Here is a 16,784-nt window from a genome sequence, read left to right on the forward strand (position 1 = left end):
ACAGCAGCGACGACACCAGACGTGTCGATCAATCTGCAAGCGCGGGCTTGCAGACCGTCTCTCGCACCACACGGCCGATCGTCAGCCCCTGCACGAGCACGGAGAACACGACGATCGAATAGGTCAGCGGGACCAGGACCTCGCGCACCGTTCCTTCGGGCAGTGACAGCGCGAGCGCGACCGAGATGCCGCCGCGCAGCCCGCCCCACGTGAGCACGTGGCCGGCTCCCCGCGGCAGGCGGAAGCCCGACGGCCAGAGCGTGACCGGCAGCCCCACCGTCAGCCAGCGGGCGCCGAGCACGACCGCCAGAGCCAGCACCACGGCGCCGGCCAGCCCGTCGGCGAACCGGATCACGACGACCTCGAGGCCGATGAGCACGAAGAGCACCGCATTGAGGATCTCGTCGACCAGTTCCCAGAACAGATCGACGTGATGGCGCGTGACGTCGGACATCGCGAGCGCCCGGCCGTGGTTGCCGATCAGGAGACCCGCCACCACCATGGCAAGCGGACCCGAGACGTGCAGGTGCCCGGCGAGCGCGTAGCCGCCGACCACGGCAGCGAGCGTGAGCAGCACCTCGACCTGGTATTGATCGATGCTGCGCAGCAGCCGGAACGTGGCATAGCCGAGCGCCAGCCCCAGCAGCACGCCGCCGACCGCCTCGCGCAGGAGCAGCGTGGCGGCCCCCGCGAGGCTCGGCGTGTCGCCACTGGCGAGCATGCCGAGCAGCAGCGCGAAGAGGACGACGCCGACGCCATCGTTGAAAAGCGACTCGCCGGCGATCACGATCTCGACGTCTTCCGGCGCACCCGCCGAACGGAGGATGCCGAGCACGGCGATCGGGTCGGTCGGCGAGATGAGCGCGCCGAACAGCAGGCAGGGCAGCAAGCCGAGCGACAGGCCGACCCAGGGCAGCGCCAACCAGAGTGCGAAACCGACGACGAGCGTCGACAGCACGGTGCCCACCACCGCGAGCCCCAGGATCTGCCAACGGTAGCTGCGCAGGCGGCTGAGATCGACGTGCAGCGCGCCGGCGAACAGCAGCAGCGAAAGCATGCCCTGCAGCAGCACGTCGGAGAAGTCGATCGAGCGCAGCAGCGACTCCTCGTAGCTGCGCACGTTCTCGAGCAGGCCCACCGCGTCGAGCCCGAGCAATGCCAGCGACAAGGCGAGCGCCGCAGCCATCACCCCGATGGCGGTGGGCAATCGGATGAAGCGCTGGTTCAGGTACGCCAGCAGGGCGGTGACCACCAGGCAGATCGCGGCGGTGTCGAGCACGAGATCCTTCGGGCAAGCCACGGTCCCGAGCCACCGCGTCGGCAGCGCACGCGGTGCTCGCTGCCGACCGCTCGCATCGCGCCTGTCAGTTTTTTCTTGCGCCGCTGTAACCGGATCGCGTGCCGCTTCGAAGGACATGGCGTGTCGCTCGTCGACACGCCATCCCATCGAACGCAAGGAGTTCCCATGTCCAGCAAGATCAACGTCACGTCCGCTCTGCTCGCCGGTGCCATCGGCGGGCTCCTGGCCAGCGCCGCGCAGGCAAGCCCGCTGACCAAGGAGGAAGTGGCGGCCGCCATGGCGGCGAAGAAGGAGAAGTGCTACGGCGTCTCGCTCAAGGGCATGAACGACTGCGCGGCCGGCCCGGGCACCAGTTGTCAAGGCACTTCCACGAAGGACTTCCAGGGCAATGCGTGGAAGTTCGTGCCCGCCGGGACCTGCACCAACATCGTGGTGCCCGGCGGCAAGAAGGGCTCGCTGACGCCCACGAACGCCTGAACGCCGGCCGGGTGCGGGCGGGAGCGATGCGATGACCGCGCTCGACGAACCGGCGCTTCGTTCGGGCACGCCCGTCCCGCCGGTCGGGGTCGGCTTCAAGCCCTCGCATGCCGACGCGATCGCGGCCGACCGGGGCTTTGCCGGCTTCTTCGAAGTGCATGCCGAGAACTACATGGGCGCCGGCGGCATGCCGCACCGCCTGCTCGAGACGGTGCGGCGCGACCATGCGCTCGCGCTGCACGGCGTCGCACTGTCGATCGGCGGAAGCGAGCCGCTGTGCCGCGCCCACCTTGCACGTTTCGCGAGCCTGGTGCGTCGCTACGAGCCGTTTCTCGTCTCCGAGCACCTCGCCTGGTCGACGCACGCCGGCTGCTATTACAACGACCTGCTGCCGCTGCCCTACACCCGGGCGACGCTCGCCGGCGTGTGCAACCACGTCGATGAGGTGCAGGCGGCGATCGGACGACGGCTGTTGCTGGAGAACCCCGCAACCTACCTCGTCTTCGAGGAGTCGACCCTGGCGGAGCCGGATTTCCTCGCCGAGGTGGCGCAGCGAACCGGATGCGGCCTGCTGCTCGATCTCAACAACCTGTACGTCAGCGCCGTCAACCATGGCCGCTCGCCGACGGCCGCTCTCGACGCGTTTCCGATCGGCCACGTCGGCCAGATCCACCTTGCCGGCCATGCGGAGCAGGCCGACGGCGACGGCAGGCAGCTGCTGATCGACAGCCACGACGGCATCGTTGCCGAGCCCGTGTGGTCGCTGTTCGAGCACGCGCTGCGGCTCGGCGTGCATGCGCCGACGCTCGTCGAATGGGACAGCAGGCTCCCGCCGTGGGCCGAGCTGCGCGCGCAGGCCGACAGCGCGCACCAGCGCATGCACGGCAGCGTTTCTGTGGAGGCGGCGCATGCCTGAAGCAGGCGCGCACGCGGCGCGCTTCGCGCCGCCCCTGCTGGATGCGAGCGCGCCGGTGCCCGCCGGACTGGGCGGGGAGGAGCGCTACGCCATCCATCGCAACAACGTCACCGTCAGCCTGATCGAGGCGCTCGCGGCGATCTACCCGGCCGTTGAGCGCCTCACCGGGAGCGACTTCTTCCGTGCGATGGCGCGGGCGCACGTGCGCGCCACGCCACCGGCGACGCCGCTGCTGTTCGACTATGGCCGCGAGTTCCCGGCCTTCATCGACCGCTACCCGCATGCGCGAGAGCTGCCCTGGCTCGGCGATGTCGGACGCGTCGAACGCGCCTGGCTCGATGCCTATCACGCGGCCGATGCGGAACCGCTGAGCCTTGCCGACCTGGCGGCGGTCGATGCAGCGCGCCTGCCCGATGCCGTGCTCGTGCCGCACCCCGCGGCACGCGTCGTTCGCTCGCGCTACCCGGCGCTCTCGATCTTCGCGATGAACCGTGAACCGGCCGCACCCGACGCGCGGCTCGAATCCGACGCGTCCGAAGACGTGCTGATCACGCGCCCCGCGTTCGACGTGACGGTCCGTCCGCTCCCGCCCGCCGGCGCAACCTTGCTCATCGCGCTGATGAATGGTCGGACCTTTGGTGAGGCCGTCGCCGCCGCGGCGGCCGAGAGCGACGCCTTCGACCTTTCGGCCAGCCTTGCGGCGATGGTTGATGCCGGCGTCTTCACCCACATCGAACTGCGAGAGCCCACGCCATGACAACCCGCATCCTCCATCCGCAACCCGCACCGAAGAACCTCGCGGTGCGGGCGATCGCCAGCCTGCGCGACGCCACGCGGGCCGTCGCATGGCCGCCGCTCGTCCAGTTGCTGCTGCGCCTTGCGCTCGCGGTGCCGTTCTTCAAGTCGGGCCTGCTGAAGTGGAACGGCGTCCTGCGCCTGAACGACAACGCCGTGGCCCTGTTCGAGTCGTTCGAGCTCCATCTGCCGGGCGGCCCGTATGCGTACCCCGCACCCGCCGTCATGGCGTTCATCGCGGCTAGCTTCGAGGTGCTGCTGCCGGTGCTGCTGGTGATCGGCCTGGGCACCCGCCTCGCGGCCGCGGCCCTGCTGGGCATGACCCTCGTCATCCAGCTGACGGTGCCCGACGGCTGGCCGATCCATCTGACGTGGGCGGCCATGGCGCTCGCGCTGATGGCGCACGGTGCCGGGCCGGCGTCGCTCGACCACGCGCTGGCGAGTCGCTGGCCCCGCTCCGCGACCCGGGCGCGTTGAATGCGCCTGCTGCGGCATCACGTGCTGTCGCGCGCGTGGCTGAGCTTCCTGGTGCTGGGGCTCGCGTTCTTCGTGTTCGGCGCCTGCACGCTCAACCTCGGCATGCTGCTGGTCGGCAACCTGAAGCTTCTGGGCGAGCATGGCTGGCAGGCCGTCGTGGAAGGCGGCTTGCGGCAGTTCGGCGAGCTGGTTGCCACCGGCTACGTCGGCATCGCCGCGTACGTCGTGCTGAAGGCCTGCGAGCAACGCTGCGTGGAGTGGCTCACCGATGAGCGCTGACGCGCATTGCATCGATACGCCGTGGGTGTTGCAATGGCCGAGGCGACCCTCCGACCAAGCGCCGATGGCCGATCAGGATTCGAACGACGAGCAACACCTGCGAGCCTTGTTCGTTCGCGCGCTGGACGGTGACGGCCTGGCGTATGCGGCGTTCCTGAAGCAGATCGCGCGCCGTCTGCGCGCCTACCTGCGCCGGCGCCTCTACGGCTGGCCGGACGACGTCGAAGACCTGGTGCAGGAGTGTCTGCTCGCGATGCACAACCAGCGCGGCTCGTATCTGCGCGACCAGTCCGTGGTGGCCTGGGCGCAGGCGATCGCGCGCCACAAGCTCATCGACCTGCTGCGGGCGAAGGCCGCGCGCGAACAGCTGCACCACCCGCTCGACGACGACGCCGAAGACATCCTGCTGGCGGTGGACGACCACGAAGCCGCCGCACGGCACGACGTGCTGGCGTTGCTCGGCGAATTGCCCGACCGGCACCGCCTGCCGATCCAGCACGTGAAACTCGAAGGCCTTTCGGTTGCGGAGGCGGCGCGCCGCACCGGCATGTCCGAATCGGCCGTGAAGGTCGGCGTGCACCGGGGGCTGAAGGCACTGGCGGCGCGCTGCGGCGCGAGGAGACTCACGTGAACACCGACGACCTGGTGGACATGCTGGCGCGGCGCGCCGAACCGGTGCCGCGGCACGCGCTGCGTGACCGGCTGCTCGTCGCCGTCGCGATCGGCCTGCCGCTCGCGGTGCTGCTCGTGGCGCTCTTGCTCGGCCTGCGGCACGACCTCGCGGAAGGCCTGCGCCACCCCGTGCTATGGGTGAAGTTCGCGGTCCCGCTCGCCGTCGCCCTGGCTGCCGGCGCATCGCTGCGCCGCCTGGCGAGTCCCGGCGTGCCGGTGGGCCGCACCTGGTGGATCGGTGCAGGTGCCGTGCTCGCGCTGTGGGTCGTGGCCGCGCTTCAGTGGGCGGGCCTTTCGCCAACGGAGCGCGCCGTCGCGCTCTGGGGCAGCAGCTGGCGCGAATGCCCGTTCAACATCGCCGTCGTCAGCCTGCCGCTGCTCGCGGCGGTGCTGGCCATGCTGCGCGGGCCGGCCGCGCCCACGCGCCCCCGGCGAGCCGGCGCCGCGGCGGGTCTGCTGGCCGGCGGGATGGGCACGATGGCTTACGCGCTGCACTGCCCCGAATCGGGGCTTGCCTTCGTGGCGGTCTGGTACGTGCTCGGCGTGGTGATCGTCGCTGCCGCCGGCGCGGCGCTGGGGCCGCGTCTGTTTCGCTGGTGACGCGGCGAGGGACGGGCGGCGCCGTTCCCGATGAGCCGAAGCCGAGCGCACGTCTCGTGCGCCGGGTCGCTCGCCACGCACGCGACGGCCGGCTCGGCCGGCCGGAGCAAGAGCCGTGCACGCGTCAGAACGCCGCCGTCAGTGTCACCCGCACCCGCCGCGGCTCGACCGGATGCGAGTGGCGATCCGGGACTCCCGCACTCTCGCCTGCGAGGCGCGACTCGTAGTAGTAGTCGATGTCGCTCGCCTTGCGGTCGAACAGGTTAAACACGTCGACGGCGAGCCGGACCTTCGGATTGAAGCGATACCCCACCCGCAGGTAGGCGAGCGTCGTCGCCTTCGAGCGCTTCGAGTCATCTTCGACGAGCGGCCGCGGGCCCAAGTAGCGCAGCTGGAACTGCCCCGACCAGGGCCCGCGGTCGAGCACCGTCACCCCGAGCGAGGCCATCTTGTCGATCGAGCCGGGGATGCGGTTGCCTTCGGGCTCATCACCCGTGAAGCGCGCCCGTGACGCGGCGAGGTCCGCATCGAGCAGCAGCCACTCGGTGGCGCGGTAGTGCAGCCCCAGCTCGACGCCGCGGCGCCGGCTCGGCCGGCTCGCCTCGGTCTCGCCGGCGTCGCCGACGAACAGCAGCTCCGAGCCGAGGCGCAGCTGCCAGAGGGCGAGCGACGCCTGCAGCCCTGGCACCAGTTCGCTGCGCACCCCGAGCTCGGCGCCCTTGGAGCGCACCAGCGGCGTCGCCGGCTCGACAGACTCGTCGGACTTGGCCATGCGCCGGGCGGTGCTGCCGCGCGCATCGTTGCTGTGAAAGCCCTGCCCGACGTTGACGAAGTACTCGGTCTTCGCCCACGGCCCGAAGATCAGCGAGAGCTTGGGCGAGCCGATGCCGGCGCTGCGCTCGCCGCTGTTCTCGGCGATCGAGCTGGCGACGTCGAAGTGATAGCGATCCGCGCGCAGGCCCGCCACGCTGCGCAGCCACGGCGTCCACTGCAGCGCCGATTCGCCGTAGATGCCGACGCTGGTCTGCTCGACCTCGCTCTCCTGCGTGATGCCGGTGCGCCGGCGCGCGACCGAGGTGTAGAGGCCCACCGGATCGAGGCGGTCGTGCCGCACCTGCAGGCCGAGCGTGTTGACCATGTCGAGGCCGCCGACCTGCGCGTTCCAGCTCCGGCTCGTCGTGATGCCGAGCGTGGTGCGACGCTCGGCCTGCTCGAACTGGTCGCCTTCGGGCCGCTCGAGGAAGTAGGTGAAGTTCGAGAACAGGTCGAGCTTTGAACGGATCGCATAGGCCTGCAGGCGGAACTCGCCGCCGGCGCTGCGCTGCAGGGTCTGGAACGACAGGCTCGCACGCTCGGTCCGCCCGCCGTCGGTCGGATCGAGCGCGCCGTAGCGACCCACGAGGCCCGCGTCGACCGCGCGCTGCGGAATCTGGTCGGTCGAGTTCCAGCGCGCCGAGTACCCCATCGCCGTGAGCGACCAGCGCGAGTCGGCGCTGCCGCTGCTGTAGCGCAGCACGCCGTTGAAGCGGCGCAGGTTCTCCGGATGCTCCCACGGGCCGTCGTTGTGAGCGGCCTCGATCGCGTAGAGCAGCTCGCCGGCGCCGACGCGGGCCGAGTTCGCGACCAGCGAGCGCGCGAAGCGGTCCTGGCCGAGCGTGACCGAGGCGATGCCGCGCGGCAGCGCATCGAAGAGGTCGATCCGGGCGGACCCCGCCGACGAGAAGTCGCCGTCCTCGGCGGCGTAGGGCCCCTTGCGGTAGCGGATGCGCGCGACGAGCTCGGGGATCAGCCAGTTGAGGTCGGTGTAGCCGTGGCCGTGCGCGTGCGTGGGCATGTTGACCGGCAGGCCGTCGACGAAGGTCGCGAAGTCGGTGCCGTGGTCGAGGTTGAAGCCGCGCAGGAAGTACTGGTTGGCTTTGCCGTCGCCGCTGTGCTGGGTGACGATGATGCCCGGGACGAACTCGAGCACCTCGCCCGGTCGCAACGCGGGGCGGTTCCTCAGCAGCTCGCTACGGACGACGCCCGCCGATGCGGCGTCCGACGTGCCGACGGCGTTGTCGTAGTGGCCGGTGATGGTGACGGGCGCCAGCACCGCCGTCGCATCCGCCCCCTGCGCCGGCAGGTGGCACGGGAGCGCGGCCGCGAGCACTGCCGCAGCCGGAACGCCATGTCGCATCGCTGGTCCCTTCAAAGGTTCATCGCCGGGTACGTCTGCGCGTGCCGACTGGATGCACGCGGTGACGCGCGGCCCGCGTCACGCGTCACGCGACCCGACGCCGCTGCATCCAGACGCAGGGCACATGCGTATGGAGAGGATCTCCGGCTGTCCGCCGGTGCCATCCATCAGGAGGAGAGTCATGGAACGAGTCATCGCCAGCGTCGCGACCGCGTCGTCGGCCCTGCTGTTCAGCGCGTGCTCGGGAATGTCGCCGATGCGCCCGGCCAGTATGGTCGACAGCGCTGCGTTGCCGGCTGCCATCCGCGTGCCGGCCGGCGAAACGCAGAAGCTCTGGACGGTCGGCAGCGGCGAGATCACCTACGAGTGCCGCGAGAAGAAGGACATGGCCGGGCAGCACGAGTGGGTCTTCGTGGGACCGGTCGCAACGCTCAACGACGCCGCGGGCCGGACCGTGGGCCGCTACTACGCCGGCCCCACCTGGGAAGCGGCCGACGGATCCAAAGTGACCGCCAAGCAGGTCGCCGTCGCGCCCGGGCGCCCCGGGTCGATCCCGCTGCAGCTGGTCAAGGCCGACCCGGCCACTGGCATGGGCGCCATGCAGGGCGTCACGTACATCCAGCGTCTCAACACCGAAGGCGGTGTCGCGCCGGCGAGCGCGTGCGCAAGCAACAACGTCGGCGCCCGGCAGCAGGTCGCCTACCGGGCCGACTACGTGTTCTACGGGCGCTGACGGCGCCCGTCGCGCGTCGTTCAGCCCTGCCTGAGTGCCGCGCGGCACGTCCCGGTGCATTCCACTTCCCCTGTCGAGCCGAACGAGCGAGCTGCCGCGCGCACGACGTCCTCGGCCCACCCGAACACTCAACCGGAGTTCCCTCGATGAACACGTCCAACCCCCGCGCGCGCGCGCGCCTGCTGCCGATCGCCGCGGCGCTGCTGGGCAGCATCGCGCTGCCCGCCGTCGCCTCCAGCCATCGCGAGGCGCCGTCGATCACCACGACCCCGAAGCTCGACGCCACCGACTTCTACATGTTCAACAGTTACGAGGCCGGGCGCGCCGGCCACGTGACGCTGATCGCCAACTACCTGCCGCTGCAGCAGCCGTATGGCGGGCCGAACTACTTCAAGCTCGACCCCAATGCGCTGTACGAGATCCACGTCGACAACAACGGCGACGCGAAGGAAGACATCACGTTCCAGTTCCGCTTCAAGAACACGCTCAAGGGAACCCAGCTGAACATCGGCGGCCGCATGGTCGCGATTCCGCTGACGCAGTCGGGCCAGGTTTCGGCACCCGGTGCGGCAGCGCTGAACGTCAACGAGACGTTCACGGTCGACATCGTGCGCGGCGACCGGCGCACCGGCACCCGCGCCAGCCTGACGCGGGTGGGCGGCGGCGCCACCTTCGACAAGCCGTCCGACAACATCGGCACCAAGACCATTCCGAACTACGCCGCCTACGCCGGGCAGCACGTGTACAGCGTCAACATCCCCGGCTGCTCGGCGCCCGGCAAGCTGTTCGTGGGGCAGCGCAAGGATCCGTTCGCCGTCAACCTGGGCGTGATCTTCGACCTCCTCAACGTGCCCGGTGCGGCCGACTTCACGCCGGCCGAGGCGGCGTTCGTGCTCGACGCGTCGAAGAAGGATGCCGGCGTCGACGATCTGGCGAGCGCCAACGTCACCAGCCTCGCGGTCGAGGTGCCGACCGCCTGCCTGCTGGCAGCCGGTGGCGGCGACCCGGTGATCGGCGGCTGGACCAGCGCCAGCCTGCGCCAGGGCCAGTTGCTGAGCGGGAACCCGAAGGCGGGCTACCAGACCGCCACCCTCGCCGGCGGCGCCTGGACCCAGGTGTCGCGCCTCGGCATGCCGCTGGTCAACGAGGTGGTGATCGGCCTGCCGGACAAGGATCGCTTCAACGCGTCCAAGCCCAGGGACGACAGCCAGTTCGCCGCCTATGTGACGAACCCGACGTTGCCGGCGCTGCTCGAGATCGCGCTCGCGACGCCGGGCATCGCCCCCACCAACTTCCCGCGCAACGACCTCGTCACGACGTTCCTGACCGGCATCGCCGGCGTGAATCAGCCGAAGGCGTTCGCCGCCTCGCCGGCGAGCGGCGTCGCGTCGGAGATGCTGCGGCTCAACACCGCCATCGCTCCGACGCCGGCGGCCCAGCAGAACCGCCTGGGCCTGCTCGGCGGGCTGCTCGGCCCGGCGCCTCAGGACCTCGCCGGCTACCCGAACGGCCGCCGGCCCAACGACGACGTCGTCGACATCTCGCTGATCGCGATGATGGGTGGCCTTTGCGTCGCCAACGGCAACGCCGACACCTACAAGTTCGGTGCAGCATGCCGGCCGGCGGCGGCGCCGCTCGGCAACGCGGTGTTCAACCTGCACGACGGCGTCGACCAGGCCGGCCCGAAGGTGCGCGCGAACGGCCCGTTGCTGCCGGCCTTCCCGTACGTCGGCACGCCGCTGCCCGGCGCCAACTGAAGGAGAGCCTCATGAATCGAACCATTCAGCGGGCCCGCTTCGCGCTGGCGGGCGCCACGGTCGCGATCGTGGCGGGCTGCGGCGGCGGCGGCAACGACGACGCGTCGACGCCACCGCAGCAGGTTCCGGCGAGCGCGAGCGCATCCGTCGACGGCTTCATCAGCTACCTGAAGTCGCTGCTCGGATCGGATGCCGACCGGTCGGAGCCGGCCGATGTCGGCGCCTTCACCCCGCCGCTCGACGAGACCGGCGAGCCGCAGAAGGTCGAGTGACGACCCGGCGGCGCATGCGCGCGTGCGCCGCCATCCCCTCGCATGTCTCGATGTCGTCGATTCCGCATCGCGTCTTTCTGGCCAGCGCCGCAGCTGCCGTGCTCGCGTGCGTGTGGCCCGGCCCGGCCGCAGCCGTTCCGATCGAGCCATCGCGCGACGACGAGGTGATCGAGACGCTGCCGGCGTCGTCGGCGGCGCGGGCCGAGGAACGCCGGCTGCGCCGCGCGCTGGCCGCACGGCCGCGCGACCCGGTGCTTGCGGTCGAGACGGCTCGACGGCACCTCGCCGAGGCGCACGCGCGCGGCGATCCGCGCCAGGCGGGGCTCGCGCTCGCCGCGCTGGAGCCCTGGCCCGACGCAGCCACCGCTCCCGGCCCGGTCCTGCTGATGCGCGCCGGGATCCAGCAGTACCTGCACGCGTTCGACGGCGCCGCCGCGACGCTCGCCACGCTGCTGGCGCGCCCGGCAGAGCAGCGCAACGCCCAGGCTTGGCTGACCTTGGCGACGGTGAACCGCGTGCGTGGCCGCTACGCCGAGTCGGACGCCGCTTGCGAGCGCGTCGCGCGCAGCGGCGTCGAGCTGCATGCGACGGCGTGCCGGGCCGAGAACGACGCGCTGCGTGGCGCGACCGCTTCCGCGCGCCAGGCCTTGCGGCGCCTGCTGGCCGCACCCGGGCTCGACGGCGTGACCCGGAGCTGGCTGTTGACGACGCTCGCCGAGCTCGAGCAACGCGACGGCCGCGCGGCACCGGCCGAGGCCGCATTCCGGGCCGCGCTCGAGGCCGCGCGCGACGACTACACCGTGATCGCGTACGCCGACTTTTTGATCGAACAGCGCCGCGGGCCGGCTGCGCTCGCGCTGCTGAACGGCGAGCCGGCCACCGACGCCGTGGTGCTGCGGCGCGCGATGGCGCATCAGGGCCGCGGCGGCCGCGACGGCGACGGCATGGAGGCCGAGATGCGCGCACGCATTGAACAGGCCAACCAGCGACCCGATGCGCGGATCGCGCACGGTCGCGAGCAGGCGATGTTCGCCCTGCACGTGGAGCGCCGAGCCGCGCTCGCGCTGGAGCTGGCGCGTGGCAACGTCGCGCAGCAGCGCGAACCTCTCGACGTCCTCGTCTTCGCTCGCGCCGCGAGGGCGAGCGGTGACGGCGCCGCGCTCGACGAGGTGCGGCGACTCAAGCAGTCGATCGGCCTGCACGATCGGCGCATCGATGCGCTGCTCTGAACGCGCGGGCAGCGCGTCGCCTCGCGACGATCGTCGCCGCCGGCCTGGCGCGGCGCTGGTCCGGGGGCTGGGCCGACTGTCGATCCTTTTGCGACTAACGCTCGGCGCGCTGCTGCTGGTCGCGGGCACGTCCGCCAGCGCTCACAAGGCGAGCGATGCATACCTGCAGATCGAGGTCGACGCATCGCGCACCGCCGTGCGCTGGGAGATCGCGTTGCGCGATCTCGACGTGGCGCTCGATCTCGACACCGATGGCGATGGCGCCCTCACCTGGCGCGAGGTGCGCGAGGCCTGGCCGCGCATCGAGAGCTACGCCCTGCCCCGTCTGCGGCTGCCGCTGCAAGGCTGCGCGCTCGCGAGCACCGCGCGCGGGCTCGAGCGCCGCCACGATGGCGCCTACGCGGTGCTGCACCTCGCGGGATCGTGTGCGCTCATGCCGGGTGCGCCGATCGACTACAGGCTGTTCGCCGACGTCGACCCGACCCACCGCGGCATCGCGAAGATCACCCGCAGCGGACGCGACCTCGAGTTGGCCGTGCTCGACCCCGGCGCCCGGCCACCGCCCGCCGCCGGCAGTGCCTCGACGGGCGTGACCGCGGCGTCGGGCGCCGCATCGGGCCCGGCACCTCGCGGCGCCGCGCCGTCGGGCTTCTTCGCGGAGGGCGTCCGTCACATCCTGACCGGTTACGACCACGTGCTGTTCCTGCTGTGCCTGCTGCTGCCGTCGGTGATGCGACGCGCCGGCGGCACCGACTGGCAGCCGATCGAGCGGCTGCCGCAAGCGATCGGACCCATCGTCGGCATCGTCACGGCGTTCACGCTGGCGCACTCGATCACGCTGTGCCTGGCCGCACTGCGGATCGTCTCGCTGCCCGCGTCGTTCATCGAGCCCGCCATCGCGCTCACCATCGTGCTGGCGGCACTCGACAACCTGGTACCGATCTTTCCGGTCCGGCGCGTCGTCGTCGCGCTGGTGTTCGGTCTGATCCACGGCTTCGGCTTCGCAAGCGTGCTGGCCGAGCTCAACCTGCCGACGCTGCGCTTCGCGGAGGCACTGCTGCTGTTCAACCTGGGGCTGGAGAGCGGGCAACTGATGATCGTCGCCGTCGTCGTCGCGGTCCTCTTCCTGCTGCGCCGAGGTGCGGCGTACCGGCTCGTCGTCATCCGCGGCGGTTCGTGCGCCGCGCTCGTCGTCGCCACGCTCTGGCTCGTCGAGCGCACCGCCGACGTCTCGGTGCTCCCGTTCTGATGCGCCCATCCATCAACGCGCGGACCCGCAGCGATGCCGCGGCGCTGCGCCGGCGGTGCCATCGCAGCGCTGGCTGGGTTAACCTGCAACGGGCTCACGTCCAGCGCCGCCTCACCCATGCGAACCCATCCTTCCGACTGGCCTGAGCGCAGCCGCGACCTCGAAGCGCTGCTGGCACGGGTCGGGCTCGGCGATCGAGCCGCTTTCGCGTCGCTGTACCAGCGCACCAGCGGCCACCTGCTCGCATCGGTTCTGCGCATCAACCGCGACCGGGCGCAGGCCGAGGAGATCCTGCAGGACGTCTACGTGAACGTCTGGCGCGCCGCGACGAGCTTCGACGCGACGCAAAGCCAGCCGCTCACGTGGCTGACCAGCATCGCGCGCAACCGCGCGATCGACAGCCTGCGCAAGCACCAGGCCCGCCCGCCGTCGGCGAGCACGATCGCCGGCAGCGCGCCTGCCGGTGACGAGGATGGAGAACCGTACGACGGCATCGCCGACGAGTCGCCGAGCCCGCTCGACCTGCTGAGTCGCGCGGCGGACGACCGATCGCTCGCGACCTGCATCGACCAGTTGTCGGGCGTGCAGCGGCAGAGCGTCGCGCTCGCGTTCTTCAACGGCCTGAGCCACGCCGAGGTCGCCGCGCACCTGAGCCAGCCGCTCGGTACCGTGAAGTCGTGGGTGCGGCGCGCGCTCGCGACGCTCAAGACCTGCCTCGAGGCCGCGCGTCAGCGCGACGGCGTCGCACCCTAGCGATCGCGATGGACTACAGCCGCTTCGCCCGTGCGGATGCGCTCGCCGCCGAGTACGTGCTGGGCACGCTGCGCGGCGGCGCGCGGCGCCGCTTCGAGGCGCTGCTGCCGAGTCATCCGGCGCTCCGTGATGCGGCCCTGCGCTGGCGCGAGCGCCTCTTGCCGCTGAGCGCGGCACTTCCGCCCGTCGAGCCCTCGCCCGCGGTCTGGCAACGCATCTCGGAACGCATCGATCGCGAGAGCAGGCCGGGTCTCGCCCCCGCACGCGGGGTCTTTGCACGCCTGGGCTTCTGGCGCGGTGCCGCCGGGCTCGCGAGCGTGCTCGCGGTCGCGCTCGCCGCGCTGCTCGCGAACCCGCGCGCCCTGCCCCCACCGGTGGTCGTGGTGCTCGCGCGCACCGACGCGCCGGCGCCGGGCATTCCCCCGGCGGCGGTGATCGCCAGCATCAGCGGCGATCGCGCGACGCTGGTCACCCGCGCACTGCTGCCGGTGACGCTGGCGCCCGACCGCTCGCTCGAGCTGTGGGCGGTGCCCGCCAGCGGAGCGCCGCGCTCGCTCGGCCTCATGCCGCCCGGCAGCGGCGTGCTGGCGCTGCGCGGCGATGCGCTCGCCGGCTCGCGCACCCTCGCCATCACCGTCGAGCCGGCCGGCGGCTCGCCGAGCGGCGCGCCCACCGGGCCGATCGTGTACGCCGGCGAGTTCACGCTGTAGAGCGGCGCCGCCGGCATTGCGGAGCTCGACCCAGCGCCACGCACCCGACGCGGCTGATCGAAGCCGGCGAGCGACCCGATGCCCGGTTCAGTACCTCAGCCGGGCGCCCACGTACACCGAGCGCGGCGCGCCGGGGTTCAGGATCGCCGCATCGGCCGCGGCCACGTCGCGCACGCTGAAGAACGAGACGTAGTGCTTGTCCGCGAGGTTGCGCGCCTCGGCATAGATCTCCCATTTCTCGGCGCCGAGGCCTGCGCGCAGGCCCCACAGGTGGTACGCATCGACCTTGTAGGTGTTGCTGAAGTCCGCCATCCGGCGCCCGATGAAGTCGAACGTCGGGCCGGCGAAGAACCCGCTCGAATGCCGGTACAGCGCCTCTCCGCGGATCGCGTAGCGCGGTGCCGCAGGCAGCCGGTTGTCTCCGTAGACCGCGTCGTTCTTGAAGCGGAAACGGTTCAGCGTGAGGCTGACCAGCGGCTCGATGCGATGCGCGCCGGCCGAATCGAGCGCAAGGCTCGCGCCGACCAGCGCCTCGAGGCCCGCGTGGATCGTGCGGCCGACGTTGGTCGAGAGGCTCGTGCCCGGTGCGTTCGGGTCGTCGCGCGAAAGGATCTCGTCGCGCAGCCGCGCGTAGTACAGCGCGACGTCCCAGTGCCAGAGGTTGCGGCCCACGTTCTGGCGGCCGCGCGTGCCGACCTCGACCACGCTTCCGTGCATCGCGTTCAGGGTCGACCCGTCGCCGCGCACGTCGTCCTCCAGCTCGTAGAGCGTCGGCGGTTCGTACAGGCGGCTCAGGTTGGCGAACAGCTGCACGTTCGGAGTCAGCTGATGGATCACGCCGACGCGCGGATTGATCCGGTCGTAGTCGCCCTTCGGATTGCGCTCGGAGCCGTCGGCAACGGTCACGTTGCGCACCTCTCGGTTCGCGGACACCGCCTGCGCGCCGAAGACGACGGTCCAGCTCGGCGCGACCCGCCAGCGGTCCATCACGAACAGCTCGAGGCTGTCGGCGTGGTTGTCGACGCGTGTCGTCAAGGTGCGGTCGTCGTCCGGCACGTAGCCGAAGTTGCCACCCTTGACGCTGGTGCGGCCGTAGTTCAAGCCCGCCAGCAGATCGTGCGAACCGACCCGGTGCTGATAGCGCAGCGTGGTGCCGATGTTGCGGAGCCTGGTATCGATCAGCAGGCTGAAGTACGGCGGCGCGAAGACGATCGGGTGGTAGAGCTGCTGCTCCTCGTACGACAGCCCCGCCGTGAGGCTGCTGTCCGGTCCGATCTTCCAGGTGGTCTTGTTGGCCAGCCGCCAGCTCTTCACGTTGAGCCGGTAGTTGCCGGCGACCGCCGCCGCCTCGGCCTGCCGAGGATCGGCGCGCCATTGATCGCGGCTCAGGACCCCCGGCAGCTGCTGGTCGTTGTCGATCGCGTTCGCGTAGAAGCGGGTCGTGACCGCATCGCCCAGCTGCCAGCCGGCATTGGCGTAGAGCCCCGCCCGCTCCTGACGCTGGTGCTCGCGGTAGCCGTCGCTCCGCTTGCCTTCGAGCGTGACGAGACCGTCGAAGTTGCCGCTGACATTGCCGAAGGTGACGCGGCCCTGTCGCTGTCGGTGGCTGCCGGCGTTGACGAGCACTTCGTTGGGCGCGCCGTCGCGCGCCGTCGGCGAGATGAAGTCGATGGCGCCGCCCAGCGTGCTCGCGCCGTAGGTGAGCGCGTTCGCGCCGCGCGCGACGATGATGTACCGCGCGGTGAGCGGATCGACGTCGCGGTTGTGGTTGCTGCCGTCGGCGGCGGTCACCGGCAGGCCGTCCTGCAGCAGCTTGATGCCGTTGTTGTCGTAGTTGGTGGCGTCGAGGTTCGAGCCGCGACTCGACAGGAACGACGAGTCGCCGGTGGTGCCGCTCGCCGCCCACACCCCCGGCACGTAACGCAGCATGTCGGTGAGGCTCGTGACGTTGCGCTGACGCAGCTCCTCGCCCTCCACCAGCGTCACCCCGCCAGGGGTCAGCGACTGCTCGGCAACGGCTTCCCCCCGCGCCGGATCGGTCTTGCCGACGACGACGACGGGTTGCAGCTGCGTCGCCTGCCCGCTTGCGCTCTGAGCGAATGCGCAGGGTGTCAGGACCGCCGCGGCGGTGGCGACGCAGCCGATGCGGATCAGATCGTGGTCTGCCTTGCGCGTGCGTGGCGCGCGCCCTGGTACGGGTCGGTGGGATCGAATGTTCATGGGTTCCTTGGTTCTTGATGAAGTTGATGCGTCAGAGGCGAATGGTCCGGGGCACGTGGCAGCGTCGAACGTGAGCTGCGTACCGCGAACCCTGCCCAGATCGTGTGTTGGGTTGACTTCACGCCGCGCGGCGCACCGGTGCAGTCGCCGAGCGACCGCACCGGCGCAG

The 16,784-nt window shown here is 71.1% G+C and carries 17 protein-coding genes; 14 read left to right on the forward strand and 3 right to left on the reverse strand.

Going from position 1 to position 16,784, the window contains the following annotated elements; genetic code table 11:
* Positions 1 to 28: 28 nt before the first annotated feature.
* Positions 29 to 1,279, reverse strand: coding sequence for a cation:proton antiporter domain-containing protein (locus HQN59_RS13545; RefSeq protein WP_176069647.1), 1,251 nt, complete (start codon positions 1,277 to 1,279; stop codon positions 29 to 31).
* Between the two features lie 186 nt (positions 1,280 to 1,465).
* Between HQN59_RS13545 and HQN59_RS13550 the strand changes: the two genes are divergently transcribed.
* From HQN59_RS13550 to HQN59_RS13580, 7 genes are all read left to right on the forward strand, one after another.
* Positions 1,466 to 1,777, forward strand: a complete 312-nt coding sequence (locus HQN59_RS13550; RefSeq protein WP_176069648.1) for a BufA1 family periplasmic bufferin-type metallophore — start codon at positions 1,466 to 1,468, stop codon at positions 1,775 to 1,777.
* Positions 1,778 to 1,808: 31 nt separating this feature from the next.
* Positions 1,809 to 2,693, forward strand: a complete 885-nt coding sequence (gene bufB / locus HQN59_RS13555; protein ID WP_176069649.1) for an MNIO family bufferin maturase — start codon at positions 1,809 to 1,811, stop codon at positions 2,691 to 2,693.
* Positions 2,686 to 3,450 (forward strand): HvfC/BufC N-terminal domain-containing protein, encoded by a 765-nt coding sequence (locus HQN59_RS13560; RefSeq protein ID WP_176069650.1) that lies wholly within the window; start codon positions 2,686 to 2,688, stop codon positions 3,448 to 3,450. The genes bufB and HQN59_RS13560 overlap by 8 nt, the downstream gene beginning before the upstream one ends.
* Positions 3,447 to 3,965, forward strand: coding sequence for a DoxX family protein (locus HQN59_RS13565; RefSeq protein WP_176069651.1), 519 nt, complete (start codon positions 3,447 to 3,449; stop codon positions 3,963 to 3,965). The genes HQN59_RS13560 and HQN59_RS13565 overlap by 4 nt, the downstream gene beginning before the upstream one ends.
* A complete protein-coding gene (locus tag HQN59_RS13570; RefSeq protein ID WP_176069652.1) occupies positions 3,966 to 4,244 on the forward strand; it encodes a hypothetical protein in 279 nt (92 codons plus the stop codon).
* A gap of 64 nt (positions 4,245 to 4,308) precedes the next feature.
* Entirely contained in the window at positions 4,309 to 4,875 is a 567-nt protein-coding gene (locus HQN59_RS13575) for a sigma-70 family RNA polymerase sigma factor (protein ID WP_176069653.1), read from the forward strand.
* Positions 4,872 to 5,516 carry an NrsF family protein gene (locus HQN59_RS13580; RefSeq protein WP_176069654.1) on the forward strand — a complete coding sequence of 215 codons (645 nt, stop codon included), beginning with the start codon at positions 4,872 to 4,874 and terminating at the stop codon, positions 5,514 to 5,516. The genes HQN59_RS13575 and HQN59_RS13580 overlap by 4 nt, the downstream gene beginning before the upstream one ends.
* Before the next feature lie 124 nt (positions 5,517 to 5,640).
* Here HQN59_RS13580 and HQN59_RS13585 read toward each other — a convergent pair whose 3' ends face one another.
* Positions 5,641 to 7,692 (reverse strand): TonB-dependent receptor, encoded by a 2,052-nt coding sequence (locus HQN59_RS13585; protein ID WP_176069655.1) that lies wholly within the window; start codon positions 7,690 to 7,692, stop codon positions 5,641 to 5,643.
* 181 nt (positions 7,693 to 7,873) lie between these two features.
* Here HQN59_RS13585 and HQN59_RS13590 point away from each other — a divergent pair, with 181 nt between their 5' ends.
* The 7 genes from HQN59_RS13590 to HQN59_RS13620 all read left to right on the forward strand — a co-directional run bounded on the left by HQN59_RS13590 (position 7,874) and on the right by HQN59_RS13620 (position 14,395).
* Positions 7,874 to 8,425, forward strand: coding sequence for a DUF3455 domain-containing protein (locus HQN59_RS13590; RefSeq protein ID WP_246294908.1), 552 nt, complete (start codon positions 7,874 to 7,876; stop codon positions 8,423 to 8,425).
* Between the two features lie 146 nt (positions 8,426 to 8,571).
* Entirely contained in the window at positions 8,572 to 10,182 is a 1,611-nt protein-coding gene (locus HQN59_RS13595) for a DUF4331 domain-containing protein (protein WP_176069657.1), read from the forward strand.
* An 11-nt stretch (positions 10,183 to 10,193) separates the two neighbouring features.
* Complete coding sequence (locus HQN59_RS13600; RefSeq protein ID WP_176069658.1) at positions 10,194 to 10,454, forward strand: hypothetical protein; 261 nt, start codon at positions 10,194 to 10,196, stop codon at positions 10,452 to 10,454.
* Positions 10,455 to 10,504: 50 nt separating this feature from the next.
* Positions 10,505 to 11,683 carry a hypothetical protein gene (locus HQN59_RS13605; protein ID WP_176069659.1) on the forward strand — a complete coding sequence of 393 codons (1,179 nt, stop codon included), beginning with the start codon at positions 10,505 to 10,507 and terminating at the stop codon, positions 11,681 to 11,683.
* Between the two features lie 88 nt (positions 11,684 to 11,771).
* The gene (locus tag HQN59_RS13610) at positions 11,772 to 12,932 is read left to right on the forward strand and encodes a HupE/UreJ family protein (protein WP_176069660.1); all 1,161 of its coding nucleotides are present in this window, start codon (positions 11,772 to 11,774) and stop codon (positions 12,930 to 12,932) included.
* A gap of 117 nt (positions 12,933 to 13,049) precedes the next feature.
* The gene (locus tag HQN59_RS13615; protein ID WP_176069661.1) at positions 13,050 to 13,685 is read left to right on the forward strand and encodes a sigma-70 family RNA polymerase sigma factor; all 636 of its coding nucleotides are present in this window, start codon (positions 13,050 to 13,052) and stop codon (positions 13,683 to 13,685) included.
* Positions 13,686 to 13,693: 8 nt separating this feature from the next.
* The gene (locus HQN59_RS13620; RefSeq protein ID WP_176069662.1) at positions 13,694 to 14,395 is read left to right on the forward strand and encodes an anti-sigma factor; all 702 of its coding nucleotides are present in this window, start codon (positions 13,694 to 13,696) and stop codon (positions 14,393 to 14,395) included.
* Between the two features lie 87 nt (positions 14,396 to 14,482).
* On the opposite strand, the gene HQN59_RS13625 is transcribed toward HQN59_RS13620, so the two are convergent.
* A complete protein-coding gene (locus tag HQN59_RS13625; RefSeq protein ID WP_176069663.1) occupies positions 14,483 to 16,615 on the reverse strand; it encodes a TonB-dependent receptor family protein in 2,133 nt (710 codons plus the stop codon).
* Positions 16,616 to 16,784 lie beyond the last annotated feature (169 nt).

This window comes from Rhizobacter koreensis (genome assembly GCF_013366375.1).
Lineage (GTDB): Bacteria > Pseudomonadota > Gammaproteobacteria > Burkholderiales > Burkholderiaceae_C > Schlegelella_A > Schlegelella_A koreensis.

Bases quoted from the DNA above. Each gene is read 5' to 3' on its own strand.
- HQN59_RS13615 (WP_176069661.1), top strand. From the start codon at position 13,050: ATGCGAACCCATCCTTCCGACTGGCCTGAGCGCAGCCGCGACCTCGAA.
- HQN59_RS13595 (WP_176069657.1), top strand. From the start codon at position 8,572: ATGAACACGTCCAACCCCCGCGCGCGCGCGCGCCTGCTGCCGATCGCC.
- HQN59_RS13585 (WP_176069655.1), bottom strand. From the start codon at position 7,692: ATGCGACATGGCGTTCCGGCTGCGGCAGTGCTCGCGGCCGCGCTCCCG.
- HQN59_RS13625 (WP_176069663.1), bottom strand. From the start codon at position 16,615: ATGAACATTCGATCCCACCGACCCGTACCAGGGCGCGCGCCACGCACG.
- HQN59_RS13560 (WP_176069650.1), top strand. From the start codon at position 2,686: ATGCCTGAAGCAGGCGCGCACGCGGCGCGCTTCGCGCCGCCCCTGCTG.
- HQN59_RS13550 (WP_176069648.1), top strand. From the start codon at position 1,466: ATGTCCAGCAAGATCAACGTCACGTCCGCTCTGCTCGCCGGTGCCATC.
- bufB (WP_176069649.1), top strand. From the start codon at position 1,809: ATGACCGCGCTCGACGAACCGGCGCTTCGTTCGGGCACGCCCGTCCCG.
- HQN59_RS13605 (WP_176069659.1), top strand. From the start codon at position 10,505: ATGTCGTCGATTCCGCATCGCGTCTTTCTGGCCAGCGCCGCAGCTGCC.
- HQN59_RS13600 (WP_176069658.1), top strand. From the start codon at position 10,194: ATGAATCGAACCATTCAGCGGGCCCGCTTCGCGCTGGCGGGCGCCACG.
- HQN59_RS13575 (WP_176069653.1), top strand. From the start codon at position 4,309: ATGGCCGATCAGGATTCGAACGACGAGCAACACCTGCGAGCCTTGTTC.
- HQN59_RS13570 (WP_176069652.1), top strand. From the start codon at position 3,966: ATGCGCCTGCTGCGGCATCACGTGCTGTCGCGCGCGTGGCTGAGCTTC.
- HQN59_RS13565 (WP_176069651.1), top strand. From the start codon at position 3,447: ATGACAACCCGCATCCTCCATCCGCAACCCGCACCGAAGAACCTCGCG.
- HQN59_RS13590 (WP_246294908.1), top strand. From the start codon at position 7,874: ATGGAACGAGTCATCGCCAGCGTCGCGACCGCGTCGTCGGCCCTGCTG.
- HQN59_RS13620 (WP_176069662.1), top strand. From the start codon at position 13,694: ATGGACTACAGCCGCTTCGCCCGTGCGGATGCGCTCGCCGCCGAGTAC.